This is a genomic window from Paenibacillus sp. cl123 (genome assembly GCF_900101595.1).
Taxonomy (GTDB): Bacteria; Bacillota; Bacilli; order Paenibacillales; family NBRC-103111; genus Paenibacillus_G.
This window is the reverse complement of the sequence record NZ_FMYY01000001.1, coordinates 126,221-153,022: the sequence shown is the minus strand read 5'-3', so window position 1 is coordinate 153,022 and position 26,802 is coordinate 126,221. Positions and strand designations below refer to the sequence as shown.

The following is a 26,802-nucleotide window of genomic DNA, read 5'->3' as shown; positions in this document are numbered from 1 at the left end:
GCTCCTCAACTTCCTTGTATATGATGGCCTTTCGCATCAAAGGCAGATTTTTTTCCCCGGAACGGAGCGTCCAGCAGCTTTTTGGCGAAATTCCGGAACTCCGCGGTTTTGGCTTCCGTGATCAGCGACAGCAGCCAGGCATAGACGCAGATCGCGATCGCTATGACAACGGCAAGCAGCAGATGGGGAAGATCCGGGTTCCAGCTGCCCCATTTCCCGTCGCCCAGCCAGACGCGAACAAAATTGACGATCGGATAATGCGTCAAATACAGCGTATAAGAGAAGCCGGCCAGCACGACATGCACATGCAGCCGCTTGACCTCCTGAACGCTGGCCTGCCGCTTGTAGCCGTGAAGAATCGCGTAGATGAGCGCGGCAAAGCCGACCGAAATGAACCAGACGGCCAGAAACCCGGCCAGCCCGGCCGCATGCTCGTTCGCACCCGCCACGGCTTTGCCGGCAACCAGCAGCACGGCGCTCACGCAGCCGGCAGCCGGTACGGCGACCCGGGTCAGCAGCCGCTCCGAGATCCGGGGAGCAGGCACCAACACGAGCGCGGCGCCGAGCAGCCAGATGAGAAAGTACAGCATGATCGCCTTGCCGAGCAGCACGGCCATGACGAGGAAGGCCGCGCCGTATACGACTCTCTTCCATATCCGGTTGGCGACGAAAGCCAGAATCAGGCACGGGAAGATCATGTAGTACCAGAACTCGTAGCACAAGCTCCAAAGCGGAATGTTCTCGCCGTAATTCGGAACGACCAGACCCTGAAGGAACAATAAGTTTCCGACAAAATCCAGCCAGCCCAGCGAATCCGAGAACCGGTCATACTGGGGAAATAAAAAGAGCTGGGCCCGTGCCCAGACATAAGTCAGCAGCAGCGAAGCGAAGAGAACGACCCACAGCCGCGTGACGCGGTTCAGCAAATACGTCTTCCAGCTCCAGGTCCCGGCCGCCACCGACCTTAGCACGCTGCCTGCGATCAGATAGCCGCTCAGGACGAAAAACAGCATCACGAATTCATTGCCGATGCTCGTCGCCGCATACAGCCCCTTCACAAGCAGGCTTTTTTGCTCCAGCTGCTCGTAGCCCTTGAACAGCACCGGACGCAGATGATAAATCATCACATAAAATGCCGAAAACCAACGCAGCGCGTGTAAATAATATGCGGCTTTGGACCTCTGGTCCACCACGTGCAGCCGTCCGTTAAGCGCCTTGACCATGACTCACTCTCCTGCCCGCCTTGCGGGCCGCATGTTCTTGATAAAGCTCCGTCAGCCGGGCCACGTGCTGCCCCAGGTCATGCCTGGTTTTTACCAGCCGGTAGCCCGCTTCGCCCATCGCCTCCGCCAGCGCCGTGTCCTCCGCCAGCGTCCGGATGGCGTCGGCCATCGCCTTCACATCGCCTACATCGACCAGCAGGCCGTTGACGCCATGCCGCACGGATTCCTGCAGGCCGCCGATCCGGCTGGCGATCACGGCCCGGTTCTGCGCCATCGCCTCGAACGGCGTAAAGCCGGCCGGCTCCGGCCATAGCGACGGGGCGATCACGGCCCGGCTGCCCTGGATCAGGCGCATGGAATCCTCGCTCTTCAGCCAGCCGTGGAAAACGACCCGATCCGCCAAGCCGAGGCTTTCGCTCAGCGCCTTGAGACGGGGAACCTCATAGCCTTCGCCCGCCACATCGAGGCAGACAGGCTCATCCGTAAGCGCTATAGCGCGGATCAGCCATTCCAGGCCCTTCAGCGGCGTAATTCTCCCCAGAAATACGAACCGCGGAGGGCCGTCCGGCAAAGGCTGCGGCGCAGCGGCGTTCCTGGACTGCATGGGCAGATGGAGCGTCTTCACGTCCTCCGGAGCGAACCCGGCCTCGATGACCTGATTCCGCAAATAATCGCTGACCGCGATGATCGGGATATCCGCCATCACCCTTTTCTCGGTGAACAGGCTCTGAAAGTTCTCCAGTATTTTGTTCGGACGCCGGCTGCCGCAATGATTGACCATATGGCCCCACAGGCAGCCCATATAGCTGAAACCGCGCTCGCACACCTTTTCGCCGTTCTTGAAAAACTTGCTGCCGCTGGGGCAATGCAGGCCGTGATTATGGATCGTCCGGATCACGCGCGTGCCCTCTGCCTGCACGTCCCGCAGCGAAACGGGGCAGTAATCATGCAGATGAAGCACGTCGATGGAGAGGCGCTCGCATAAGTCTGCCAGCTCGCGGGGAGATGTGAAGCCGTGATAGGTGCCATAAGGCTCCTCGTAAGGCTTGCGCGGCATCTCCGGCGTCAAGTAGTCGAATAAATACATCTCATGGCCCTGCTCGGCTTGCGCCCGGGAGATCGTACGGACATAGGTCTGTATCCCGCCCTCCCGGAAATAGCCGTAGCAATAATGAGCAATACGCATCAGGAAACCTCCATCCGGTTGTGCTTAAAGCGCCGTGCCCTATGAAATAGGGAATCCGGCAAATAGCTCAGCAGCCAGCCGCCGATCGCAGCTTTATTGGTCCGCTCCAGCAGCCAGGCACTGGCGAATGCCCGTCTGGACTCCTTGTAACGCTTGGCCTGCAGCAGAGCCGAGCCGTAGCCGACGTAGCTGCCGATCAGCTTCTTGCGCAGATACGGCTCATAGACGGCGCATGCCGGCTCCTGGAGCAGATAGCGGAACATCCAGATATACCCCGGGCAGGTGCGCAGTCTGCCCGTCGCCGTCTCCGAGCCCGCATGAACCCGGTAACGGCTTAACCGCTCAGGGATGTAATAAGCGCCGCGGCCCTTCAGCGCGAGCTGCACCACCATCCAGTAATCGATCACACTCCCGCTTTCCAAGCCTTCCCTCAGCGAGGGCAGCAAGTTTCGGCGGAACATCATTGATACAATATGTATCGGCCTGACCACAACAGCCAAATCGCCAAACGGCTGATGCAATCCGGCGCCGAGTCTTTCCCGGCCCCACAGCCGGCTGTTGACCCGGGTTTCTTCCACCAGCAGCTCGCCCTCGCCATTCATCAGCCAATGATCGGTAAAAACGAGAGCCGCCTCCGGCTCGCGGTCGAGAGCTTCGGCCGCCGTCTTCAGAAACTCCGGCTCCCACTCATCGTCGTCATGAAGAAATGCCACATACCGTCCCCGGCTATGCTCGACCCCGAAGTTCCAGTTGGACGCCATGCCCAGCCGAGTCGGGTGGCGGTAATAGCGGATACGGGGATCGGCGAAGCTCTCAACCAGCCTTTGCGTATGATCTGTGCTGCCGTCATCCAGCACCAGCAGCTCGAAGTCGCCGAACGTCTGGGCCAGTACACTGCCAATAGCCAGCCGCAAGTAACCGGCGCGGTTGCGAGTCGGCAATAAGACGGATACAGCCGTCATAAACGTCTACCTCCTATGAGGATTTGGACAAGTTCCATACGGGCGCCAGCAGAGCCGCATAAGCGGCGGTCATGCGGGCCGCATCATAACCAAGCGCCGTCTTCCGGGCTTCGGCTCCCATCCGGATGCGCAGAGCGTCATCCGTCTTCAGCTCGGCCAGCCTGCCGGCCAGCGCCGCTGCGTCTCTCTTCGGAACGACAAAGCCGTTCTCTCCGTCCCTGACGGCGTCCTTCATGCCCGTGCCCTCCGTCACGATCACCGGCAGCCCTGCCGCCATCGCCTCCAGCGGGGCAAGGCCGAAGCCGTCCGAAACCGAGGCATGCACGCAAATATGAGAGCGGCGAAGCGCAGGCAGCGGGTCGCCGACGCCAAGCTTGATCGTCAGGCCGCGTCCGATGTAGGCATCCACAAGCTTGCGTATCCCTCTCCAGCCGACGCCGCCGAACAGTGTAATCTCGATCTCCGGATCATTCAGCGCCGCCGCCGCTTCGAGCAAGTAGGGGAAGCCCTTGAGCAGCGAAACCTGCCCGACGGCGATGATCCGCAGCGGCTCTCCCTTCTCCCGCGTCCTCAAGCTCGGCTGACCCTCTTCCGGAGAGAAGCGCTTCGTATCGACGCCAAGCGGCGCGAACAGCAGCTTCTTCTCCGGAATCCCCCGGTCCGCGAAGGTTTCCCATTGCAGCCGCGAAGCTACCGTGATATAGTCGGCCAGCTCATACTCCCTCAGCACACGGCTTACCCAGGGCATCGAGAAGGGCTCGCCGCTCATCCGGAATTGCCTGTGCTCCTGCATCGTCGAGGCATACAGCTCGTCGACATGCGTGGTCGCCGCCTCCAGCACATTCACGCCGCCGCTCTTCCGCACGCGGAGGAAGCTTTCTTCGGCGAACGCCGGGAACGAATGATAAACCGCCGGTGCAGCCGGCATCGCGGCGGCTACCGCTTTATCGAACTGCACGGCGCCCATGTAGACATGGGCCGACGGCTTCCATCTGAGCGGCGTATATTTGATATACCGGTACCACGAGGGGGACGGAATGCTGGTAAACCCGTCTGCGGACGGAGCCTCGCGGCAATATACATGAGGGCTTACCCCTCCTTCCAGCGCGGCCTTGTAGACGAAATCGAGATGCCCTCCCAATCCGCCGCTGCCAAGTCCCGCGCTGCAGCCCAGCCACACGTTGCTCACGTTTCACCCTGCCCCTTCCCTTTGCCTGATTTAGACGCTTTCCAATACTTGCTTAAGCTTATGTAAGATGGCTCCGTCCGAATACGTTTCCTTGTACAGCTTCCTGGCCCCGCGCTCCAGCTGACGGCGCAGCCCGTCGTCCGTGCATACGCGCAGCATCGCCTCGGACAAAGCGGCTGCATCTCCGTCGTTGACCAGATAAACATTGTCCCCATGGCGGAAATCGGCGTCCGTCTCCGATCCGTCAATTGCGATAATCGGCCGGCCGCTGCGCAAATAGGCCGCTATGACGCCCCGCCTGCCGGACGGGCCGCTCGCCTCTACATACACATTGGCCAAGCTGCCGTACAGCGTATCGCTTAATTCGTCATCCTCGACAAAGCCCCGGATGACCAGCCGGTCTTCCACCCCATGGTCGGCCGCCAGCTTGCGCAGAGCCACCATGCGCGGGGACGACGGGTCAAAGCCCCCGATCAGCACGAGCCGGACATCCGGCCGCTGCGCCGCGAGTCCCGCGAAAGCATGCGCGAGCTGGTCCAGCCGCTGCAGAGCCGATATCGTGCCGAACCAGGTCAGGTACGGGTAGGAATAATAAGGCTTGCGCAGGTGGTCTTCCTTCCGGCCGCTCACGTTGCCCCCCGGAATCCGGTGTACTTTGCGGCTCCATGGACCCCGCTTCAACAGCCGTTCCCGCTTGTTGTTCGTAATGATGAGGGAACGGCTGCTGAGGCCAATCATGGCTAGCTGCAAACGATGGCATAAAGCGAGCAGAAATCCTTTGGGCTTGGCGCTCCAATCCATGAACAGCTCGTGCAAATAAGCGATCACGGGCACGCGGAAGCGCAGCCCGATCCATAACGGCAGCAGAGAAGCGATGGGAGCCACGCCCCCCTGTCCCCACATATGGGGAACGTATTGGAACAGGACGACATCCGGCCGCTCGGTCCGGCATACCCGGCTGAACACCCGGAACAGCTCCCGGTATCCGCGGTACGGATGAACCGAAACGCGGTCCGCCTCCGCCGCTTGCTCCGGCTGACGGCGGCTATCCGCTTCCTCGCATATAACGGACACCGTGTAGCTTCCCTCCCTGAGCAGGTTGGCCATGTACACGGTATGATCCGACAGCCCGTTGCGTATGGGATGATAATATTTCGTCAGCACAAGCACTTTTTTCATACTCTACACCTTTCCCTCCGTTTCGCCGGCTACATGCATCTGACGGGAAGCGGATTTTCGGCCGATGCGCCGGCTCCCTTCAAGCAGCGTTCGGAACATCGCCCGGAATGATTCGGGGTATACGTACAGGAGACTCCGCAGCGACAGCCCCATCTTCGTGCACCGGTAGACGATAAAGCTCCATTTCACAAGAGCCATGGTCACTACCCCAAGCGCTGCTCCCACTCCTTGCAGAGGCTGCACCAGCAGCAGCGTCATCCCTACTCCGGAAGCCAGCCCCAGCACCTCCGACAATGACACATAATGAAATTTGCCTTCTGTGGACACATAGTTGGTCAGTACCGCATAAGCGATGTTAATCGGCGTGCAGATCAGCAGCACCTGCCCCATCAGCACCGATTCCTTGAAATCCGCGCCATAGACGAACGGGATGGCGAAGGGAATGACGCAGGCGGCGGCCGCAGCCAGCAGCAGCGTGCCGTAAAACAAGGTGCCGTGCATCCGCTCTACCTGCTTCTGGCGCCGGTCCAGCGCGAGGTCCATCAGCTTGGGGAATAAGAAGGTGCCCAGCGCGCCTGTGATGATCGAGGGCAGCATCGAGGCTATGCTCGACGAAACCGTGTATAACCCGAGCATATAAGTCGTCAGAAACAGGGAGATGATCAGCTGGTCCAGGTTGCCGCCGAAGGCGGAGACGAGACCGACCGAGTAAATCTGAACGCCCTTGTTAAACAGCTCGCGCCCCGTCTGTAACACCCGGGTCACCTTGGGGCGAACGCTCGTGTATACCCAGGTAAAGGTCATCAGAAAGAGCAGGAATGACCAGACCAGACTGCCGATGATGAAGTTTTTTACTGTATACATATCCATAAGCAGCAATCCGGTAATGACGAGCAGCACGCCGACGGGGTTTAAGATTCGCAGCAGCAGCACCCGCCGGAACATGTTCAGCGTCTGCAGCGTCCCGATAAGCCCGTCGGCCAGCAGCCCGAACGGGACGGCCAGCATCGAAATTTGGGCAAACAGGACAACATGCTCGGCATGGCCCTGCAGCAGCACAGGCATCAGCGTTTCTCCGACCACCAAGGCGATCAGGCCCATGCTGACGCCCAGCACCAGGTATACGCCGAAAAATTCGCGCTGGCGGTCGGGATTTTTTTTGCCCAGAAAGATAACGGCTCCGGGCAGCCCTAGCGTGAAGAGCATCGTCAGCAGCATGCTCCAGCGGGTGGCGGTAGCGAGTTCTCCGCGTCCTTCCGGACCGAGATAGCGGGCGCTGATGATCCCCGTTATCAGATTGATCAGGATGACCAGCACATTAATGGAAAGACTTGAGAGAAATAGACGCTTCATGCTTGCCTACCTTTGCTGTAAGGTTTTTACGAGACGTTTGGCTTCGCCAAGCGGCGTGTCGATCGACTCGTAGATTTTGATGACCAGACCGCTTTCGATCTGATCGGTATACAGTTCGCTGAATGTGAAGCTTTGCTTGGCGCTGACGAGCCGTTTCGTTCCCGTGAAGGACAACGTCTCCGACCCGAGGGTGCGTCCAAGCTGATCCTCCAGCTCCACCTTCATCTTGGAGAAGTTTTGATTGACGACAATATTGTCCTCCCGGCTGATATCCAGCGTCATATTCATCTTGTAATTGTAAGTGCCGGCATTGTATAAAGGAGCGATCGTCCAGTCCGCCAGCTTCACGTTGAACGGATAGAAGCGCATCACATCATCATTGGTCTGCTCCTGAGTTTTCGTTTGGAAGGAAGCGATCGGCACATAATAAGGCGCCGCCGTCTTCGCGTCCAGCAGGTTCATCACCAGATTCTCGCCCTTCTCCGAGCTTGGCACGTTGAAGGAATAGCTGATCACATACCCCAGGTTGGAGATCAGGTTCTGGTCCACCGTGCTCTGACGCGTCCCCAGGTAGCTGAAGCCGTCCGCCGTGCGCAGCTCCGCCTGAAAGTCCGGGAGCGCGATGGGGCTCTCCAGCTTGTTGCGCAGCTTGAACTTGGCGACCACCGTCTGATAGCCGTCGCCTTCCGCGCCATGCATATGCAGCTCGACCAGCGAAATCTCAACCCCCTGGCGGATCAGCTTGCTCAGCGGATCGAACTCAATGGCAGAGCCCGGCTGATACGCCTGCAGCTTTTGAACCTCATGCTTCTTGCCGTCCACATCCTGTAGGTCGATGACCGTTCTTCCGATCGTATAATCCAGAGTCGTTTTATCCGCATGGACGAAAGTTTCCGGAGACAGCACCACAAGCCGCTTCAGCTCGGCTTCGTTGTCGACCGAGATGGCGAAGTACACGTATTGCTTCGCTCCGGGCTCCAGCGTGTCTGACGGGACGATCGGCTTCTGGCCTTTGAACCATCCGCTGTCCGCTTGTCCGTCGATTTGCAGCTGTGGGATGGCTTCTTTTTTCTTGCCTTTATTCTCAGCAAGCAGCGTGATAAACGCGACCCGGCCCTCCGGCTGATTCTGGTAAAACAGGCTTACCGGCGTATATTCGATCGAAGAAGAGAATACAGGCAGGGTGAAGGCCTCAGTCCAAGGCTTGACTAACGCGGTTTCGGGGATAGCCCCTTCTCCCGTCCACTGCAAGCCGGCAACCGGGATGCTCAGCACTGTTTTTTCTTTCTGCGGGTACTCGAACTCGTCGATTTCAATCCAGTCCAGGGAGGCCAGCGCCACATTGTCGGTGCGCTCCACAGTAATCAGGTAGCTGAGCTCCACCTTCTCCTGCGACTGAATGGATGTCGTATTGGCCGCACTCGGCCGAAGCGTGTACGAGGTGCCGTCTGCGGTTTTCATGCGCAGCTCGTAGTCGGGAACGCGCCGCATCCGGTCCGATGTATTATGTAAGCGCACCACGACGCCGATCCGCGTCTCACTGCCGGCATTCTCATTGAGCACACTCTTGATCTCCGCCTTGATCGCATCGGTCAAAGTATAAGCGGCGGCAACAGGAGCGGCGGCAGTCGGGGCCGGCTCGGCGGCCGACACGAACGACGACGCCGGTACACACAGGGCGGCAGACAGCATCCATACAGTCATATTTCTCTTCCACGTCTTATTCACAGATAGATACCTCGCTTTGTAGTTTGTCTGGGCTTAGGGGGTCAGTTGTACCTTATCTTTATCGTTCAGATGATTTTGACCGGAGACGATGAGCTGTTCGCCTTCCTTCACGCCGACGAGCACCTCCTGGTTCAGCTCATCCTGGCTCATGCGGCCCAGCTCGACTCTGCGCCGCTCCGCCGTATCGCCGTTCAGGACGAACACAAACGTATCCTCGCCTTTTCTGACGATGCTCGATACTGGAACGGCCAGCGCGATCTGCTGCTGCTCGTCCAGCAGCTGCACCCGTGTCTTCGTGCCCGGCATCAGCTTCAGATCCGCGTTAGACGCCTCCAGATTCAGCTCGTACCCCTTCGCTTGAGTGTCGATCACAGGCGACATATAAGTCACCTTGCCCTTCACTTTCTCCGTAGTGCCGGGAACGTTAAAGGTCAATTCCGTTTTCTCCCTGACCGCCTTCACGTAAGCTTCGGGGATGAATGCCTTGATTTTGACCGGGTCCATCTTCTGAATGACGCCGATCCGCTTGCTTCCGTCTGTCAGCGCGCCCTTCTCCAGCGTTTGTTCGGTCAAAATGCCCGAGGTGGACGCCCGAATCTCCAGGTCGGCAAGAGCCGCATTCCATTTCTCGACGTTCATCTGGGCATCCTTCAGCTGCAGATTGAGCGCCGACAAGTTGTCTTGGCCGTTCAAGGTTTTTAATTGCTGCTTCAACAGCTCCAGGTCCAGCTGAGCGTTTTTCAGCTTTACTTCCGCTTCCTGCACCGGGGTTTTATTGATGCGCCCGGCATCGTAATCGTTCTTGAGCTTGTTCGTGTTGCGCGTCAGATCGTGCAGGGCCTGCTCCGCCTTCAAGATGGAATTCTGCAGGCCGGCTTTCGTAATCTCCCGCTCCTTCTTCGCCGTGTTGATCGCTTCGGACGCATTCTGGACCGCCATCGCCGCCTTGCTGCGCTCATAGTCCGCGTCCTTGGAATATATTCTCGCGATGACATCCCCTTCGTTTACCGTATCGCCGCGCCGCTTGAGCACCTCCGTCACTTCGCCGGAAGCTTTGGCGAACAGCTCGAACTGGACGGACGAAACGATTTCCGCGGTCAGCTCGGGCGGTTCTCCCAGCTTGATCTTCTCCAGCTTGGCCACCTTGACGGCCTTGGACTGCTGCTGCTCGTTGACTGCCGGGGCTGCATTCGAGCCTAACACGTTCGCACATCCGGTAATGATGCTGAAGCTGACTCCCAGCGCTACCACCGCTGTGATGCCTTGACGGGTAAGGTGCATGTTTTTCCGCCGTTTTTTCCTCATGTCTGCCTAATTCCTCCCTGCGTAAGCGTCAATTTATCCAAAAATCCGATGCTGAGCCAGATGAGGGCGCATACGGAGTAGTTGCCCCCGTTCGACCACGCTCCAAGCGTAGCTATCAGCATGCCCAATATGATCAGGGCCGTCGTATGCTTCTGAGCCATCCGGAATGCTCGGCGCAGCGTCTCCAGCAGGATCAGCCCGTATACGAGCCCGCCCGCAATTCCCGTCGATATCATCATATTGCTTAAATCCACCTCGGAGCTGTCTCCGGTGTCGGACAGCTTGGCCCCGGCCAGCGTCGTAGACCCGAGTCCGTAGCCGAGCGGATTCACAATGCCCTTAAGCATGCCGTTTACGAACATCGCCACATGAATGCCGGCAGTCGAATGCTCCTCGTCCATCGGATTCGTAAGCCCGTTCACCTGGTGCGCGATCAGTTCATTGCTGCTCTCGATGCGGCTGATGCCGACAAAGGCGCCCGCCAGCATGCCGGCCATGATGAGCAGCGACAGGACACGGCCTGCCGTCGTTTTGGCATGCACGACGGTCATAACCGCGAGCGACAAACTCGTCAAAATGACCGGCGTGCGGCTGGACTGCATAAAGATGCAGTACAGGAGCAGCGGGATGATCAGCACGGCGCACAGCCGCTGGACCGCATTGCCGCGCAGCAGATAGACCCACAGGATGACTACGGAAACGACCAGAAAGGTCGTATATTCCGCGGCATTGGTAAAAAACGAGAATGCCCGCGAGCCATCGCCGACAATAAGCGCCGCATAGCCGGCAATTTGAATCCATATCCGTTCAAACTCGGCAAAGCCGTAAGTGATCTGCTTCAAGCCATACAAGCTGCTGATCACCGCAATGCCGCAAATGGCCCCATAGATGCGCTTCAGCCACGCCTCCGTCATGTACAGCCGGCTGAGCACCATCCAGAACAGCGGCACGACGTAGAACATAATGCCGCCGAAGCCGGTCAGAATGCTGCCCTGCAGCGGGTTCACAACCTGGATCAGATCGATGATGATCATCCAGCGCACGAGCTTGAACAAGTAAGTATCGTCTTCCTTCTGAATGCCTTGCCGTCCGATATAAGTCCGGTACATCCAGAAAAAACCCATCATCAGAACGACAACCGGCACGAATATGACCAGCGGATCATAAGAGCTCCATCCGGACACCGGGATCAGCATCCGGCGGAAAAAGCCCAGAAACGGCAAATAGATGAGCATGCCGAACATCAGCACGCGGGGATGCTTGACGGTCAGCGGAAGCGCCAGCAGCATCAGCCCCAGAAAAATCAGCAGACGGATTTTACCCGGCTCGAGCGACCACTTGCCGAGCAAATATCCGCCGCAGACGACAAACAACAGCACCAGCGCCCATTTCAGCACGCGGTGATCCTGCATTCTATGGATGAGTACGCTCAATGTCGAAGCCCCTACTTCCGTATTGTGGTTCATGCATGCTGCGGTAGATGTCCTTCATCAGGCCGTACGTGTGGTCCCAGGTCAGAGCGGATACCCGGCTCCGGCTTCGCTCCCGCATGGCCGCATGCTCTTCGGGAGCATCCAGCACGCTGCGCAGCCGCCGGGCGATCTGCTCGCCGTCCCGCTCGATCCAATAGCCGTTGACCCCGTCCTCGATCAAATCCTCGACGCCGCCGACGCGTGTCGACAGCACGACGAGCCCGGCCGCCGCCGCCTCATGGACGACCAGCGAGAAGGTCTCGTAGCTGGAAGGAAAGATGAACAAATCGCTCAGTCCGAACCATTCCTCCGGGTTCGGACGCTTGCCGGCGAAGATGACGCGGGAGCGGACCGCCTCCGCGATCTTCGGCGCGTACGCCTCCTTGTCTCCCTTGCCGACGACGAGCAGATGCAGGTCAGGATACGCGGGAGCGGTTTGGTTGAACGCATCGATGACGTAATCCAGTCCCTTCAGCGGCCAATCGCCGCCCATGAACAGCACAAACCTCCCGTGCTCGGGCAAGCCGTGCTTCAGCCGGAGCGTCCGTTTTTCATCGTCCGTCATCGGCCTGAAGCAGCTCATATCCACCCCGTTCGGCACGACCTCGACCTCATGGGGCTCATAAGGAAACGAAGCGAGCAGTTCCTGACGCACGCGTCCCGATACGGCGATCAGCTTGCGGGTGCGGCCGGGCCTGTAGATCAGCCTCTCCATCCCGAGCGCTATAGAGGAAGCAAGCGCGCTGTTCCAGCGGCGGAGCAAGGACCGGTTCAGCTTGGAGCGGGTGTTGCCGGTCGCCTCGACGTAGCCGGCATGGCAGAAGTGTACGGTCGATACATCCGCGCGGTTCGCGACAATCGCGCCGGTCGTATGCAGCAAATCGCGCTTGATGAACAGCAAGCGCAAGGTAGCCATTATAGCGAACACCATCATCTTAAGCGGCACAGGCTTCGCCATCACCGGAATACGGATAAAGCGGACGCCGGACGGATCGGCCAGCTTCATGGAGGCGGCCACCACCGTCACATCGGCGTCCTGCTTCAGACGCATGATGACTTCCTCCAGATGCCGCTCCATCCCCCCGCCGCCGCCGACATCGTGGGCGACAATTACAATTTTCTTCCTGCTCGTCATAACGCCGCCCTCCCGGACTGCTCCTCGGGCTGTCCTTTCATCAAAGCCTGCTCGAATGCCTTCGCCAGCCCCTTTTTGCTGTAGGTGCGGCTGACGGCCGCAAGGCCGGCCTCCGCACAGCGGTCGCGTTCTCCGGGCTGCTCCATCAAGGAGCGGATGACGGCTGCCAACGCCTCGGCGTCCCGCTCGGGCACGATCCAGCCGCCGCCGGTTTCCCGCAGCAGCACCGGAATCTGGCCGCTGTCGCTGCCGATGACAGGGACTCCGCAGGCCATGGCCTCCACGATGACGCGGCCAAATTGCTCTTTCCAGTTCGGCATGGTCAGAGACGGCAGCGCCAGCGCATCCATCGCATTCATCCACCGGTGAACATCGTTGTGCTTAACCGAATCGAGAATCCGGATCAACCCGGGATGCCGGGCCTGGACGCGGCGGATGTCCTCCAGCAGCTCTCCCTTGCCGACGAAGACAAAGCTGACCGGATGCCCGGCCAGCTTCTCGGCCGCTTCCAGCAGGAAGCGGATTCCCTTCTCTTCGACGAATCGCCCCACATAACCGACGATAAATTTCTCGTCCGCTTCCAGCTCCCGCCTCAGCTTCCGCCGCTCCTCAAGCATCGGCCGAAATTGCCCCGTATCGACTCCGAGCGGAAACGAAAGCAGCCCGCCTTGAAAGTTCTTCTTGCGCAGCACCTCTCCTACCTCGCTGCTGACGACAGCCGCAAGGTCGGTCCGGTCCAGCACGTACCGCTCCATCCAGCGGAAGGGCAGCGGATATTGCTTGAGGATGTTCTGCGCCGAGTAGACGACCCGCTTCATCGGGAGGTCCCGCGAAGCGTAGAAAGCCTGCCAGGCGCTGGCGGAGTACGGCTCCTCTTCCACGAACAGCACATCGGGACGGAACGCCTTGATGGAGGGACGGAGGTTGGACTGGTAGTAATGGAGCGGAATGCTGCCGGAGAGGCCGACCTTGCGCTGCTCAATCATGCCGGCAAAGTCGGGCCATCTGGATACTTCGACCGTATCGGCCGAGTAGGTCGTGCGGAAGTTGGAAGGCACGATCAATTGGACGGTATGCCCGAGCGCCTCCAGCTCGGCATAAAATTGCTGATTCACATCGGTTACGCAGGGATGACTGATCGCCATGATTCTCATCGTTATCTCTCCACCTTACAGATGAACGTGAACCGGCTCGCGGCTGGCGCCGCCCCGAATCCCCACGCCCCTATATTCCATCTCTTCCGAGTAGCGGTCGGCAAAGGCATTGCGCCCGTCGATCCAGAGCGGCCGGGCCATCCAGGCCTTCAGGTTGTCCGGGCCGATCTCGGCATACTCCGGCCACTCCGTCACCAGCAGCGCAGCCTCAGCGTCCAGCAGAGCCTCCCGCACGCTCTCGCAAGCGCGAGCCTCGGCCGGCAAATAGTGCCGGGACTTGCCCAGCGCAATCGGGTCGTGAACCCGCACCTCGGCTCCTTCCGCGATCAGCGCCTGGATGATCGGCAGGCTCGGGGCTTCGCGGATATCGTCGGTTCCGGGCTTGAAGGTCAAGCCCAGCACCGCGATCTTCTTGCCGTAGAGCGTGCCGAGGCTTTCCCTGGCCTTCTCGATCAGCTTGAACTTCTGTGCTCCGTTCACTTCAATAACGGCCGCCAGCAGCTTGAAGTCGTAGCCGTTCGTATCCGCGATATGATGCAGCGCCCGCGTATCCTTCGGGAAGCAGCTGCCTCCGTACCCGATGCCGGCATGCAGGAAAGCTTTGCCGATCCGCGCATCGCCTCCGATCACATCCGCAACCCGTCTGACATCGGCTCCGACCGCATCGCACACATTGGCGATTTCGTTGATGAAGCTGATCTTCATCGCGAGGAACGCATTGGCCGCATATTTGGCCAGCTCCGCGCTGCGCAGATCGATAGCCAGAAACGGCACGGCCGTCAGACCTTCCGGCCTTGGCGCAAACGCCGGAGCGCGGAAGGTCTGGCTCACCAGACCTTCATACATCTCCCGCAGCGTTCGCACGGCCTCCTCGTCTCCGCCCACGACAATACGCTCCGGATAGAGCGTATCCGACACGGCGCGGCTCTGGCGCAAAAACTCGGGATTCGAAGCGATGACGGCCTTGTCCCGAAGGCCGAAGGCTTTGATCTTCTCGGCGATATAGTCGGCGGTCCCGACCGGTACAGTGCTTTTATTGACAAGTACGGTCGGCGTATCCTTGTCGACCAGATGGGTCATCACTTCGTCGGCCGCCCCGAACAAATAAGTGAGGTTCGGCGAACCGTCATCATTAGCCGGCGTGCCGACGGCAAATATAAGGACTTCGGCTTCGGATACCGCCGTTTCGTAAGAAGTCGTGAAGCGGATGCGCTCCTCCGACTCCTTCAGCAGTTCATCCAGACCGGGCTCATAGATGGGCAGAACCCCTGCCTTCAAGCCTTCAATCTTTCGTTCGTCAATATCCACGCAGGTGACTTGGTGGCCGAGATAGGCAAGCGAAATGCCTGTCGTCAATCCCACATAGCCCGTTCCAATGACGCTAACGTTCATTATCCTTTTCCCCTTACCCAGCTTGAGATTGTACGGTCAATACGCATTTTTCGGAAAAAACATGATCCATACGGTTCGGACAATCAGCTTGATGTCCATCCACAGGCTTTGATGACGAATATAATACAAATCCAGCTCCACCATCTGCTCGAACGACAGTCCGTTGCGGCCGCTTACCTGCCACAGTCCCGTGCAGCCGGGCACAACCAGCAGACGCTGCTTGTCGTAGCGGGTATACTGATCGACCTCCCGCTGCAGCGGAGGACGCGGCCCGACCAGGCTCATCTCGCCCTTCAGCACATTCCAGAGCTGCGGCAGCTCATCGAGACTGGTCACCCGCAATAGCTTGCCGACCTTCGTAATGCGCGGATCATCTTTCATTTTGAACATCGCGCCCTGGATCTCGTTTTTGTCGAGCAGCTCCTGGAGCAGCGCTTCGGCATTCCATACCATCGATCTGAACTTATACATGGCGAACGGCTTGCCGTTTTTTCCAACCCGCATCTGGCGGAAAAACACGGTTCCCTTAGGGTCTTCCAGCTTGATCATCACCGAAATGACCGCAAACACCGGCAGCAGCAGCAGCAGACCGGCGAATGCTCCGATAATGTCCATGGCCCGTTTGGCCCACAAGTAAGCTTTGCGGGAACCGGCTTCCACACCGATACTGCTTTCCTTATAATTAGGCCGCGAGCCCAAAGCCTCCGCATTGTTCGTATCCGACATCGTATATTGTGCCTCCTCTAGCCGATTAGCCGATCGCCTGCGGCAGGGCGCTGTCTTCAATCATTTGCTCCATCGCGCGCAGCAGCGGGGCGCGCAGCTCCGAGCTGCGCATCGCAAACTCCAGCGTCGTCAGGATGAAGCCGAGCTTCTCGCCGACATCGTACCGCTTGCCGGCAAAGTGGTAAGCGAACACGCGATGCGCCTCGTTGAGCTTCTGAATCGCATCGGTCAGCTGAATCTCGCCTCCGGCGCCTTCAAGCTGCAGATCGAGGAACGGGAAAATATCCGCGGTCAGCACATAACGTCCCATAATCGCCAGATTGGACGGCGCGGTCCCCAGCGCCGGCTTCTCCACGAACGACCGGACTTCATACAGATCGCCGGCCTTACTGACCGGATCGATGATCCCGTAGCGCTGCGTTTCCTGATCGGATACCGGCTGAACGCCGATGACGGAGGAACCTGTCTGATCGTATTGGTCGATCAGCTGCTTCAGGCAGGGCTGCTTGTCGCTCATTACAATATCGTCGCCGAGCAGCACGGCGAACGGCTCGTCGCCTATAAACCGTCTCGCGCACCATACGGCATGTCCGAGACCTTTCGGTTCCTTCTGGCGGATATAGTGAATATCGACCTTGGCCGAGCGCTGCACTTCCTCCAGCAGCTTCAGCTTTCCTTTCTCAGCCAGATTGCTTTCAAGCTCGAAGGCATGATCGAAGTGATCTTCGATCGCCCGCTTTCCTTTGCCGGTCACGATGATAATATCTTCGATGCCGGACGCTACCGCCTCTTCGACGATATATTGGATGGTAGGCTTGTCGATGATAGGAAGCATTTCCTTGGGCATAGCCTTCGTGGCAGGAAGGAATCTGGTTCCGAGACCCGCTGCCGGGATGATTGCTTTTCTTACTTTCTTCATCACTAATTCCTCCATGTCTTATAGGATAAGTATGATATATAAAAAGACGAAAACCATTCAAGATGAAGAAATTCAGGTGCGTGCAGCCAGGTTTTCGCGGTACACCATCATGGATAAAAAGACTAACTATGCCGTTTTTTTGATTCGCCGCCCGCCTCCACGCATCCGGTAAACCGGCTGCAGCAAAACGGCATAAGTAGCATTTTTATAGATTTTTTAGAAAAATCGGGGCATCGAACCCCCCCTCACGCCACACCCTTGACAATAGATGTCTAAGGTGAAATCACCCACAGCATGGCCGAGTGCCTACAATGATAAAGGTACAGTAGGCATTACCTGTTCCTGTCCGGCAGGATTTCCCGCTATTTCGTCAATTCTCTTCAACCTTCACAACATGCATGCTTACGAACCGGTCCGCTAAACTTTGACCGTCTTGTCCTTATTCATGAGGACACCCAAAATGTTCGCTTTGACGCGCTCCAGCTCTTCCTTCGACCGTTTGGCCAAAGAACGCTTCACCTTGCCCTGCTGCACGACAAACACAACGCCGTCACATTTCGCGCTGACAATTTTCGAATCGATATGACCGATCACCGGAGGCGCATCGACAACAACGATGTCGAATTCCCGCTTCAGCCTCAGCAGCAGATCATCCATCTCTTTGGAAGAGAGCAGATCCGAAGCCTGTGCCGTTCCCGGGCCGGCATAGAGCAGCGACAAGTTCCTCATGTCGGAAACTGCCAGCGCCTCGGATAATTCGCTCGTCCCGTTCAGAACATTCGTCAAGCCTCGCGTATTGGAGTCGCCATACACGGCATGGATGCCGGGATTGCGGATGTCCGCATCGACAAGAACTGTTCTTTTCCCCGATTGGGCGTAGGCGCTGGCCAGATTGACAGCGGTCGTCGTCCGCCCTTCGCCGCGCCCGGCCGATGTTACGGCAACTGTCCCGATCCCTTTCTCCGAAGAAGACTTGAAGTCGATGTTCACCCGCAGTTCCACGTAAGCGTCCGGAAGCTCCGGCTGAGATGCTTCGTTAGTTTTCGACTGTCGCATAGCTGATCTCCCCTCCCTGATTCCGAGGCCGCGCCTGCTTCACGAATTTCGCCCGATTTTTTTTCATGACAGGGACGGCCGCGAGCAGCTCCAGCCCCATGACCCGTTCTACGTCTTGCTCCGATTTCAAGGTGTCATCCAGGAACTCCAGCAGCAGCACGGCGCCAAGCGCAAAGACGAGAGCGACGAAAGCGCTGATGAACACATACATGTTCGATTGCTGATTAACCGGAACCGGCCTTTCTTTCATTTCCGCGTTGTGCAAAATTTCTATATTGTTCACTTTCATAATTTTCGGGATTTCGCTCTGGAAGACAGCGGTCACCGCATTTACGATTTGCATCGCCCGTTCGTAAGAAAAATCTCTGACCATGATGGTCATCACCTGAGTGTTGTTAATGGACTGGACGTTGATGATCTGGCTCAGCTCGCCCGCCGTCAGCTTGAGGTCCGGATAACGCTGGACGACCTTCTCCATAATCGCCGGCGTCCGGATTATTTCCTTGTAGGTGTCTATCAAACGGATGCTGTAGGCCATTGAGCCCAAGTCCATTTGTTCATTGCCAAGCTGCTCCAATTCGACTGTTTTATTGACGATGACTTTTGTCGAAGCTTGATAAATAGGCTGATAATTGGACTTGTTGTACATCGCTGTCGTAATCGTAGCTATAGCAACCACGAGCAGGACAATCCATAAACGTTTCTTAAGCACACGCATCAGTTCTTTGGGCTCCATACTAACCTCCGTAATGGGATAATGGCATTGTTCGTGATAAAGGAATCAAAAGGATACACAATGTATCAAAGATCATACCCTTACTCTATGATACAATATGTATCTTGTCAACCACTTTTTTTGTTAACCTTGTCACGAAATTACGCATTTCTTTGTAATTTCCTCTAAATTTAACTTTTTTGATTGCTTTTTTACGATCATTTAAAATAAGCGAAATCTGGGGACTAGACATCTTGATACACAACGTATATAATCCACCTAGATACATAACGTATCTTATTTCCGAGAAATAGAGATATAGGGTAGGAGGTGAGTGAGTTGGAGAAGAAATATTATGCTAAACCTGAGATTGTGAACCATGAAATGATCAGTTTCGAAACGGGTTTGTCCAGCTGCATCAAAGTCGCGACCGTTGACGGTACCGATCCGGTTCAGCGCGTATGCCTGAAGTCAGACAATACTTGGCATAATCTTTAAAAAACAAAAACGAACACCAGAGGCGATCAATCGTCTCTGGTGTTTTCTTTTTTTTAATGTCGGACGGGTGTCTTAATCCCTATAGGCGGTTAATGGAGAAAAGAGTGCTGCCTCGGGATTTGAGGAACAAGTCCGATATTTTTTTCATACCCTAGATGGTAAAGTAGCCAGAGGCAACAACAATTTATGAAGGAGGGGCAAGGATGAAAAAACCAGGATGGAAGCGATTGTCATTACTTGCATGGATTGTCGCCGCCATGAGCTTGACCGGGGCAGTGCCATTCGGTGATTCAAACACCCCCGGCTTCAGTGCCGCGGCTGAGGGACAATCGTATGAGGATTGGCGGCAGCAGGAAGTTCCTTTCGGCTATCGTTCCTTCTATCACGCGCCTTGGAAATCGTATATGGACACCTGGGATGCGAATCGCTTCCTGGAAACACCGGCTATTGTGTTCAATGTCAATGCGCAGGAAGCCGATGCCACGGCACAGGTTCTGGCGGAGTCGGGCATACGCAGGGCGCGGATCGAGATTGGCTGGGGGAGCCTTTCTTATGAGGACGATACCAAGCTGAAGCCTTATTCGGAAACTCAGTTCACCCAGATCCTGCAAGCCTTGAAGAAGCACAAGATTCGTCCTCTCGTGCTATTAAATGCCAATGCCGGTCTGCCGGTGCCAGCTGAAGACCTAAAATTTACATTAAAGGAAAATGCAGCGGCAGGCGCCAAAGAAATTTATCTGACCTCGACGGCCGGCATCGTTCCGCGCTACACGGGGCTGGTGAATATGGCTTATCAGTCCATGTATCCGGTCATCACGAGCATTGATCCCGTCACCGGCAGATGCGAGCTGTCCGCTCCGCTGCCTCGCGCAATCGCGAAGGGCGAGCTTACGCTCCGCAAATTCAAGTATCAGCCGTTCTCCGGAGCCGTATTCGAGGGCGGCGCTCCGAATCCGGCGGCTCAGGAAACGCTGGACGGCTGGGTCAAATACGTGGCAACCGTCACGAAGTATGTAAAAAATACGCTGGGTACAGCCGGTTCAGCCGATGCTGGGTTCGATCTGGAAGTATGGAACGAGTATACGTTCGGCAGCCAGTTCCTGGATATTAACAATTATTACAAACCCGGCTTCAAATTCAGCTCCCCCATCAGCTATTCCGCAGGGGGAAATACGATGACCGGCCCCGAAATCATTCTTCCGCTGACGATCAACTATGTCAAAAACGCGTCCAACCAGCTGCCCGGCGTCAAAGTCATCAGCGGCTTCTCCAATCAGCGCCCTTGGGAAAACGGCACCGAGAACTGGTACGGAATGGACGGCTTCAGCCGGCATCCTTATACCGGCTACGATTACATCAATCCGGCCGGTTTCAATGTACAGCAGGATAAAATTTTGGACGACACACGGACACCCAGCACCTTTGTCCCGGATTACATCTCGTTTTTTCCGGAAAAATGGTTCTACGCCGTGCAAACCGAGTTTACCGTCCGGGATCTGCAGCCCTTCCCCGGTCCATGGAGCCTGCATGGCCGCTATGCTAACCCTGGAAACGGAATTCCCACCGAGGTCTGGATGTCCGAGGTGAACATGGCCCGCCTGAACTTTGCCCGCGAGCTCATGAAGCAAACCGGGGCCACGAATCAGGACCCTGCGCTGCTGAACGTGATGCACCGGATCGGGAGCAAGTCCACCCTGCGTCACTATACCTTTTTCAGCCATAAGGGGGTCAAGGCCGTTACCCTCTTCGCGGCGAAGGATAACGACTTATCGAACGGCGTTATTCCGATGGCCTTCTTCGACGAGCTGCGCAAAAACAAATATGTGCTGACTCCGGCCGTCCGGGAAAAATCCGGTCCCCAGCTGAAAGCGCTGGCGGGAGTAGTCAGCCTGATGAAAACGGGTGATACCCTCGACAATCCGCGGGAGCTGCAGGTTTCCGAGCTGAAGGATTCCGCCCCCCGGCTTGATTTCAAGGGAGACAGCAGCGCCATGAATCCGGACCGTTATGAGGACATTGCCATTCTGCCTACCCAACTGAAGGCAAACAAGTTCGCTGTCGGCTACTATGCCGTAACCCGCAACCTGGCGCAAACGCGTGATGCGAGCAAGGATCCGCTTGATCCGGCCCGTTACGATATGGCTCCGAGAACTATCGAGGTCACCTTATCCAATGTTCAAGGGCTCGGTGCCAAGGTAAGTGCTTACGACCCGATCGACAACCGCTATATGCCGGTTACAATAAAGAAGGCCACCCTTCAGACAATCACGGTTCAGCTGGAAACGGTAGACTACCCGAGATTCCTTGTTATTGAAGAGCTGCTTCAGGGACCGGTGATTCGGGATGTCAAGCTGGAGAGGAAGCCTGCCGGAGGAGCCGTCCTGTCCTTCGTGCCCAACAGCACGGGGCTGGCCTCCATATCCTGGGGACCTTATCCGGCCAGATCCTCCTCGACCTTCAAGGAAATCACGTATGTAGATGAGCAATTCAAGAAGGAAGAATCGGCCCGCGACGTCAAGCTCATTAATTTCGATACGACCGAGGAGATGCTTCCGGCCCGAAAAGGCTCCTGGAAATGGGTCGGGACTATCGTCCCAAAATATTCGGAGACCTATACCTTCATCATCGAGTCGCCTAACTGCCGGGTCGAGCTGTGGGTAGGGGATCAGAAGCTGGTGAACTGGTGCGAAACGAAGCGCAACGGCTCCATCGAATTGAAAGCCGGTCAGCCGTACACGTTAACCCTGGCCTATTCCTCCCCTTATTCGACCGCTCAAACGGTCAGATTGCTCTGGGCCAGCGCCAACCAGCACCGCGAGCTGGTAACGGCAGGAAAAAGCAATCAGGCGGCGATCGTCAATGTGACGCAAAATGTCCGCAAATCCATTGACCTGCCGCAGGTGAAGGATGGAGATGGGGTTCGCATCCAGATGACGACGGTGAACGGCATTACCGCGACCTTCCCGCAATGGAACTACGATGTGCGCGGCGTGCTCTGGAAAAACCGTCAGTAACCGCCGGACAGACAGCAAGAAGGCTGCTTCTCCAGCTCGCAAGAGCTTAAGAAGCAGCCTTCTTTGGCGTTGCCGCCGGATGCGCTATCAGGCCTTGGCCTGCACCAGCAGCTGGTTCAGGTTGTTTTCGAACCGCTCGGCCATCTTATGAGCCGTAAAGCGGGATTCTATCGTGGAGCGGGCATTTTTGCCGAGCGTCTGGACGGAAACCTTTCCTTCTATAATACTCGTCATTAGCTCGACAAGCTGATCCTCCGTTCCATCGTACAGCAGCCCGTCGAATCCGCTGTTAATAATTTCCTTGGGGCCTCCCCGTCCTACGGCAAGCACCGTTTTGCCCAGCGCCATCGACTCGGTAATGACCATGCCGAAGGGCTCCAGCAGCGACGCATGCACGACGACATCGGTAGCGGCCAGGATCGGAGCGACCTGCTGCTGATGACCTAGGAATAGAATGCGCTCCGGATGCCCGGCCTCCCGGGCGATCGCCCGAAGCTCATCCTCGTATTCCGTCTCCAGACCGAACAGCGCTCCGCCGATCACCAGCATATAGACGGGATGCATCCGGCTTACCCGATTGAATGCGCGAATGACAACATCCGGTCTTTTCCAGCGCTGCAGCCTGCCCAGGAAGGCAAATACGATGGCTTCCTGCGGTATGCCGTGACGGGCCCGGAAGTCGCTTCCTTCAGGAGGCGCGACAGGGAACTCCTCCAGATCTACGCCCAGATTATTGAGCAGCACCGGCGCTCTGGGCTTCAGCTTCTCCTGATAATGCTTGGATATCAAGGAAGGACACAGCACCCCGGTCGCAGGGATTCGCGATACAAGCCGGTCCAGCCAATGCTTGTCAGGGACCCCATGCTGCCACCACACCGCCGGCTTGCGTTCGAGACGCGCCGCCACTCCGCCGTATAAGTGAGCCTTGGGCATCCAATTGACCACCAGGTCGATGCCCCGGCTTCGAATCAGGCCGCGCAGCTGGTTGATGACCCGCACGTAGGAGGTCACATTGCGCAATCGGGCCGCTGCCAGCACATGGGTCCTGCAGCCTAATTGCTCCACCTCCTGCACCAGTCTCCCCTGCTGGAAAAATACAACCTCCGCCTCGAACCGGTCGGCATTCAGATGCTTGAGAATATCGACCATGACGCGCTCGGCGCCGCCGCGCTCGGCAACCGGACTCAGGATAAGCAGCCTCATTTTTTTCATAACTCATTGTCCTCCCGGATTTCACATACGCTTACATCAGCCCTCCGGCCGTTCTAAGCCCTCCCTGATCGCCGAGCTGCAGCTGGTACAGACGGGCATACATTCCCTTCTTCGCCAGCAGCTCGTGGTGAGTGCCCTGTTCGACGATCCTGCCTTCATCGACTACGACGATCAGATCGGCATTCATGATTGTGGACAGCCGGTGAGCGATGACGATCGTCGTCCGATTGCGCATCAGGCGCTCCAGCGCTTCCTGCACCTGGTGCTCGGTCTCACTGTCCAGCGCCGAGGTCGCCTCGTCCAGCAGCAGGATCGGGGCGTTCTTGAGCAGCGCGCGGGCTATGGCCAGACGCTGTCTCTGGCCCCCGGACAGCTTGGCGCCGCGCTCGCCGATCTCCGTGTCATAGCCGCCGGGCAGCTCGGTGATAAACGAATGCGCGTTGGCCTCCTTCGCCGCCTTCACGATTTCCAGCTCGCTTGCATCCGCTTTGCCGAAGGCGATATTCTCACGGATCGTCCCTGCGAATAAGTAGGTGTCCTGCGGCACATAAGCCGTGCAGCTGCGCAATTCGGCGAAGGAAAACGAACGAAGCGGCTTGCGGTCGATCAGAATTTGCCCGGCATCCGGCGTATAGAAGCCCATCATGAGATTGAAGATCGTGCTCTTGCCCGCCCCGCTCGGGCCAACCAGCGCGACCGCTTTCCCGGCCGGAACCGTCAGACCGAAGCCGGCGACGGCAGGCTTGCTCCCGTCATAGCTGAACGATACGTTCTGCAGCTCAATGCCATGCTCCAGCTTGGGCGCTGGCGTCTGGGACAGCAGCTCGGGACTTTCGGCCGGTATGTCCAGCACCCGCTGAATGCGCTCTACCGCTGCGATGGAACGCTGGAAGGAGCCCCAGATGGCCGCAAGCCCGGTTAGCGGAGCGACCAGATGGTTCATCAGATTGATGAAGGCGAGCAGGGCTCCGACCGTCATCGTGTCCTGCATGATGAAGTACGCTCCGATCCCCAGCGTTACGATAAATGCTATCGTGCCCGCTGCGCTCGCCCCCACCTGGAAAAATCCGCGCAGCTTGGCCAGCTTCAGCTCCAGCCCCAGCAGGCCCTCGTTCTGCCCCTTGTACTTATCGTGAACCAGCTTCTCCAGCGTAAAGGAACGGATGACAGTCTGTCCGGCAAAGCTGTCGTTCAGGAAGCTGTGCAGCCCGGCCAGCTTCTCATGCAGCAGCTTGCTGTTCGAGCGAAGCAGCTTCCCGAACACAAGCCCCGACACAGCGGCGATCGGCCCCAGCAGCACGCATATCATCGTCAGCTGCCAGTTGATGTTCGCCAGATAAATAAAAGCGGCGATGCCCATTAACGGGAGCCGGATCATGCCGATCAGATTGCCGCCGATCGCCCCGTCGATGCTGCCGGCGTCATTGGTCAGATGCGACACCAGCTCGCCCGAATGCTTTTCTCCGTAATAACGGCTCGGCAGCCGGAGCATATGCGCGAATAAATCGTTTTTCACATCGCGGCGGATTTTTTGAACCGCCGACGTTTCCAGATACGTGCCGAAGAAATACATCAGGCTGGTGACCGCGATAAAACCGACGCCATACAGCAGCAGCCGGGTCACCTGCTCCGCGTTTTTGGCGATGGCCGCGTCCGTGACATTCTGCATGAACCATGTGAAGAACAGCGTGACTCCAATATTCGTGAACATGAAAACGAACAGCCAGAAGTATGTCTCCCAATATCGAAATACGTACCGCAGCAGAAAGGCCATCGGCTTGCGGAATTCCCCGATTTCCAGCAGCTTTTTCACTTTGCGTTGCAGCTTGCCCGCACTCTTCATGTAACAGCCTTCATTCCCCGTAGTTTTCTTGCCGCTCTCAGATACCAGTGGATACCGGTGGATAGGAGCGGCAGCCGGATGATGATCTTGCCCCAGCCCGCCAGCAGCAGGCCGTCCGCCCGAAGCTCGACGCGCCCCTTGCGGATCGAGACCAGTCTGCCGAGCAGCTGCTCGCTTGTCAGCGGAGGATCGTCGTAATCCTGAGAATCTCCCTTGCAAATAAACAGCGTCCGCCCGTTCTCCCTCGTCTGCCGGCAATAGCGGTGGCCGACCAATACGCCTTTATCCGACAAATAAAGCAAAATATCGCCCGCCTGCAGGCGCTCGGCCGAGAAAGGCTCGAACCTGCAAATATTGCCGGTGCGGATCAGAGGAAACATGCTTACCCCATGCGACGGAATGTCGACGTATCCTTTGGAGGCCAGCATTCGGCGGATCGCCTGCGCCGTCTGTCCGCTAGCCCGCATACTCGATCAGACCGAGCTGAAGCAGCTGCGTCAGGAATGCGTCCACGTCCCGCTCCGCCTCCGGCTCCGTTATCTCGTATTGATCCAGGATCGCGCCGACCAGCGCTTCCGAGGTCTGCTCCTCGCCCAGCTTCGACCAGATCAGGCCGCCCACTTCATTGAGCTTCGTTATCGTATATTGATCCGCATGCATGATCACCCACTGCCCTTCGACTTCAAAGGCTTCGGCATTCGCCGCCCGGCGGTACGCAGTTGAAACAATCGGATTGGTCATGATATTTCCTCCCAGAAGGTATCGTTTTTCTGAAAATGCAGGTCATAGGCAGGCACATGCTCGATAAGTTTCCGGCATAAGCGCAGCACCTTTCTCGTCTCCTCCGGATCATGCGCCCAATAAAAGACGCGGTTCATCAGTCCTACGACCCCCTCGACCTTGGAGACGGGCACCCGCCTGTTTTCCGGAGACTGGCGCAGAAACTGAACCGCCGCCAGGGGGTACGGTCCCTTCAGCTCCGGCATCCGGGTATCGCTGCGAAACGGGGACGTATACACCTGAACCCCTTCTTCCGTTATCCGAAGCAGTGTCGCTTCATCCGACAAAATAGGTCTTGGGTAGGAGAGCTGGGCAACCGTTGACTTTCCCGCCCCGGAATGGCCGGCGAACAAGTAAGAGCGCCCGCTTTGCAGCATGCAGGAGGAATGAACTAGCAGTCCCCATTCCCGGTGAGTGAGAAAGGCGCTGAATACATTGACAAGCGCATGCTTTAAAGCAAAATCATCATAAACCCCCACCTGCGCCGTCCGGTACGAGCTGTCCAGCTCAATTCTGTAATCCGTGCGCGTATAGATCACACGCTCGCCGTCCCGTTCGGCGGCCACATCGTAATCCACGAAGGCTTCGCCGTACCCATCCTCTACGGCAATATACAGATCGGCCTCCGCGCCTGAGGCTTCGACAGCCAGCTCGGCGAATTTATCCCGGATATACGCCGCTATCCACTCCGATTGCGTCTCGAAGACTACGTGATGGTCCGCGATATCGACTTCAATCTTGGCCTTGATCCTTGTCATGTC

23 protein-coding genes are annotated in these 26,802 nt (G+C 57.4%); 2 read left to right on the top strand and 21 right to left on the bottom strand.

Annotated elements, in window-relative coordinates:
* Positions 1-5: 5 nt before the first annotated feature.
* From BLR08_RS00705 to BLR08_RS00630, 16 genes are all read right to left on the bottom strand, one after another.
* A complete protein-coding gene (locus tag BLR08_RS00705; protein ID WP_072330018.1) occupies positions 6-1,223 on the bottom strand; it encodes an acyltransferase family protein in 1,218 nt (405 codons plus the stop codon).
* Positions 1,207-2,409 (bottom strand): glycosyltransferase family 4 protein, encoded by a 1,203-nt coding sequence (locus BLR08_RS00700; RefSeq protein WP_072330016.1) that lies wholly within the window; start codon positions 2,407-2,409, stop codon positions 1,207-1,209. Before BLR08_RS00700 ends, BLR08_RS00705 begins: the two co-directional genes overlap by 17 nt.
* Entirely contained in the window at positions 2,409-3,371 is a 963-nt protein-coding gene (locus BLR08_RS00695; protein WP_072330014.1) for a glycosyltransferase family 2 protein, read from the bottom strand. Before BLR08_RS00695 ends, BLR08_RS00700 begins: the two co-directional genes overlap by 1 nt.
* Before the next feature lie 13 nt (positions 3,372-3,384).
* Positions 3,385-4,560 (bottom strand): glycosyltransferase family 4 protein, encoded by a 1,176-nt coding sequence (locus BLR08_RS00690; RefSeq protein ID WP_072330012.1) that lies wholly within the window; start codon positions 4,558-4,560, stop codon positions 3,385-3,387.
* A 30-nt stretch (positions 4,561-4,590) separates the two neighbouring features.
* Positions 4,591-5,739: a glycosyltransferase family 4 protein gene (locus BLR08_RS00685; protein ID WP_072330010.1), complete on the bottom strand. Its 1,149-nt coding sequence runs from the start codon at positions 5,737-5,739 to the stop codon at positions 4,591-4,593.
* A gap of 3 nt (positions 5,740-5,742) precedes the next feature.
* Positions 5,743-7,092, bottom strand: coding sequence for an oligosaccharide flippase family protein (locus tag BLR08_RS00680; protein WP_072330008.1), 1,350 nt, complete (start codon positions 7,090-7,092; stop codon positions 5,743-5,745).
* 6 nt (positions 7,093-7,098) lie between these two features.
* Complete coding sequence (locus BLR08_RS00675) at positions 7,099-8,796, bottom strand: hypothetical protein (protein WP_072330006.1); 1,698 nt, start codon at positions 8,794-8,796, stop codon at positions 7,099-7,101.
* Positions 8,797-8,853: 57 nt separating this feature from the next.
* A complete protein-coding gene (locus BLR08_RS00670) occupies positions 8,854-10,125 on the bottom strand; it encodes an efflux RND transporter periplasmic adaptor subunit (protein ID WP_072330004.1) in 1,272 nt (423 codons plus the stop codon).
* Positions 10,122-11,558 carry a hypothetical protein gene (locus BLR08_RS00665; RefSeq protein ID WP_143151540.1) on the bottom strand — a complete coding sequence of 479 codons (1,437 nt, stop codon included), beginning with the start codon at positions 11,556-11,558 and terminating at the stop codon, positions 10,122-10,124. The genes BLR08_RS00670 and BLR08_RS00665 overlap by 4 nt, the downstream gene beginning before the upstream one ends.
* On the bottom strand, positions 11,539-12,732 hold the full coding sequence (locus BLR08_RS00660; protein WP_072330000.1) for a glycosyltransferase family 4 protein: 1,194 nt from the start codon (positions 12,730-12,732) through the stop codon (positions 11,539-11,541). Before BLR08_RS00660 ends, BLR08_RS00665 begins: the two co-directional genes overlap by 20 nt.
* Positions 12,729-13,886 (bottom strand): glycosyltransferase, encoded by a 1,158-nt coding sequence (locus BLR08_RS00655; protein ID WP_072329998.1) that lies wholly within the window; start codon positions 13,884-13,886, stop codon positions 12,729-12,731. Before BLR08_RS00655 ends, BLR08_RS00660 begins: the two co-directional genes overlap by 4 nt.
* 15 nt (positions 13,887-13,901) lie before the next feature.
* Positions 13,902-15,278: a UDP-glucose dehydrogenase family protein gene (locus BLR08_RS00650; RefSeq protein WP_072329996.1), complete on the bottom strand. Its 1,377-nt coding sequence runs from the start codon at positions 15,276-15,278 to the stop codon at positions 13,902-13,904.
* A 36-nt stretch (positions 15,279-15,314) separates the two neighbouring features.
* Positions 15,315-16,004 carry a sugar transferase gene (locus tag BLR08_RS00645; RefSeq protein WP_072329994.1) on the bottom strand — a complete coding sequence of 230 codons (690 nt, stop codon included), beginning with the start codon at positions 16,002-16,004 and terminating at the stop codon, positions 15,315-15,317.
* A 25-nt stretch (positions 16,005-16,029) separates the two neighbouring features.
* Positions 16,030-16,923: a UTP--glucose-1-phosphate uridylyltransferase GalU gene (galU, locus tag BLR08_RS00640; protein WP_072329992.1), complete on the bottom strand. Its 894-nt coding sequence runs from the start codon at positions 16,921-16,923 to the stop codon at positions 16,030-16,032.
* A 417-nt stretch (positions 16,924-17,340) separates the two neighbouring features.
* On the bottom strand, positions 17,341-17,979 hold the full coding sequence (locus BLR08_RS00635) for a CpsD/CapB family tyrosine-protein kinase (RefSeq protein WP_072329990.1): 639 nt from the start codon (positions 17,977-17,979) through the stop codon (positions 17,341-17,343).
* A complete protein-coding gene (locus BLR08_RS00630; protein WP_072329988.1) occupies positions 17,960-18,715 on the bottom strand; it encodes a YveK family protein in 756 nt (251 codons plus the stop codon). The genes BLR08_RS00635 and BLR08_RS00630 overlap by 20 nt, the downstream gene beginning before the upstream one ends.
* Positions 18,716-19,033: 318 nt before the next feature.
* Between BLR08_RS00630 and BLR08_RS30920 the strand changes: the two genes are divergently transcribed.
* Both BLR08_RS30920 and BLR08_RS00625 read left to right on the top strand, forming a co-directional pair.
* Positions 19,034-19,192, top strand: a complete 159-nt coding sequence (locus tag BLR08_RS30920; RefSeq protein ID WP_176835380.1) for a hypothetical protein — start codon at positions 19,034-19,036, stop codon at positions 19,190-19,192.
* 203 nt (positions 19,193-19,395) lie between these two features.
* Entirely contained in the window at positions 19,396-22,206 is a 2,811-nt protein-coding gene (locus BLR08_RS00625) for a PA14 domain-containing protein (protein ID WP_072329986.1), read from the top strand.
* An 87-nt stretch (positions 22,207-22,293) separates the two neighbouring features.
* Here BLR08_RS00625 and BLR08_RS00620 read toward each other — a convergent pair whose 3' ends face one another.
* The 5 genes from BLR08_RS00620 to BLR08_RS00600 are packed head-to-tail and all read right to left on the bottom strand — an operon-like array spanning position 22,294 to position 26,799.
* On the bottom strand, positions 22,294-23,418 hold the full coding sequence (locus tag BLR08_RS00620) for a glycosyltransferase family 4 protein (protein ID WP_072329984.1): 1,125 nt from the start codon (positions 23,416-23,418) through the stop codon (positions 22,294-22,296).
* Positions 23,419-23,449: 31 nt separating this feature from the next.
* Positions 23,450-25,261: an ABC transporter ATP-binding protein gene (locus BLR08_RS00615; RefSeq protein WP_072329982.1), complete on the bottom strand. Its 1,812-nt coding sequence runs from the start codon at positions 25,259-25,261 to the stop codon at positions 23,450-23,452.
* Entirely contained in the window at positions 25,258-25,689 is a 432-nt protein-coding gene (locus tag BLR08_RS00610) for a S24/S26 family peptidase (protein ID WP_083537035.1), read from the bottom strand. The genes BLR08_RS00615 and BLR08_RS00610 overlap by 4 nt, the downstream gene beginning before the upstream one ends.
* 28 nt (positions 25,690-25,717) lie before the next feature.
* Positions 25,718-26,002, bottom strand: coding sequence for a PqqD family protein (locus BLR08_RS00605; RefSeq protein ID WP_072329978.1), 285 nt, complete (start codon positions 26,000-26,002; stop codon positions 25,718-25,720).
* A complete protein-coding gene (locus BLR08_RS00600) occupies positions 25,999-26,799 on the bottom strand; it encodes a hypothetical protein (RefSeq protein ID WP_072329976.1) in 801 nt (266 codons plus the stop codon). Before BLR08_RS00600 ends, BLR08_RS00605 begins: the two co-directional genes overlap by 4 nt.
* Positions 26,800-26,802 lie beyond the last annotated feature (3 nt).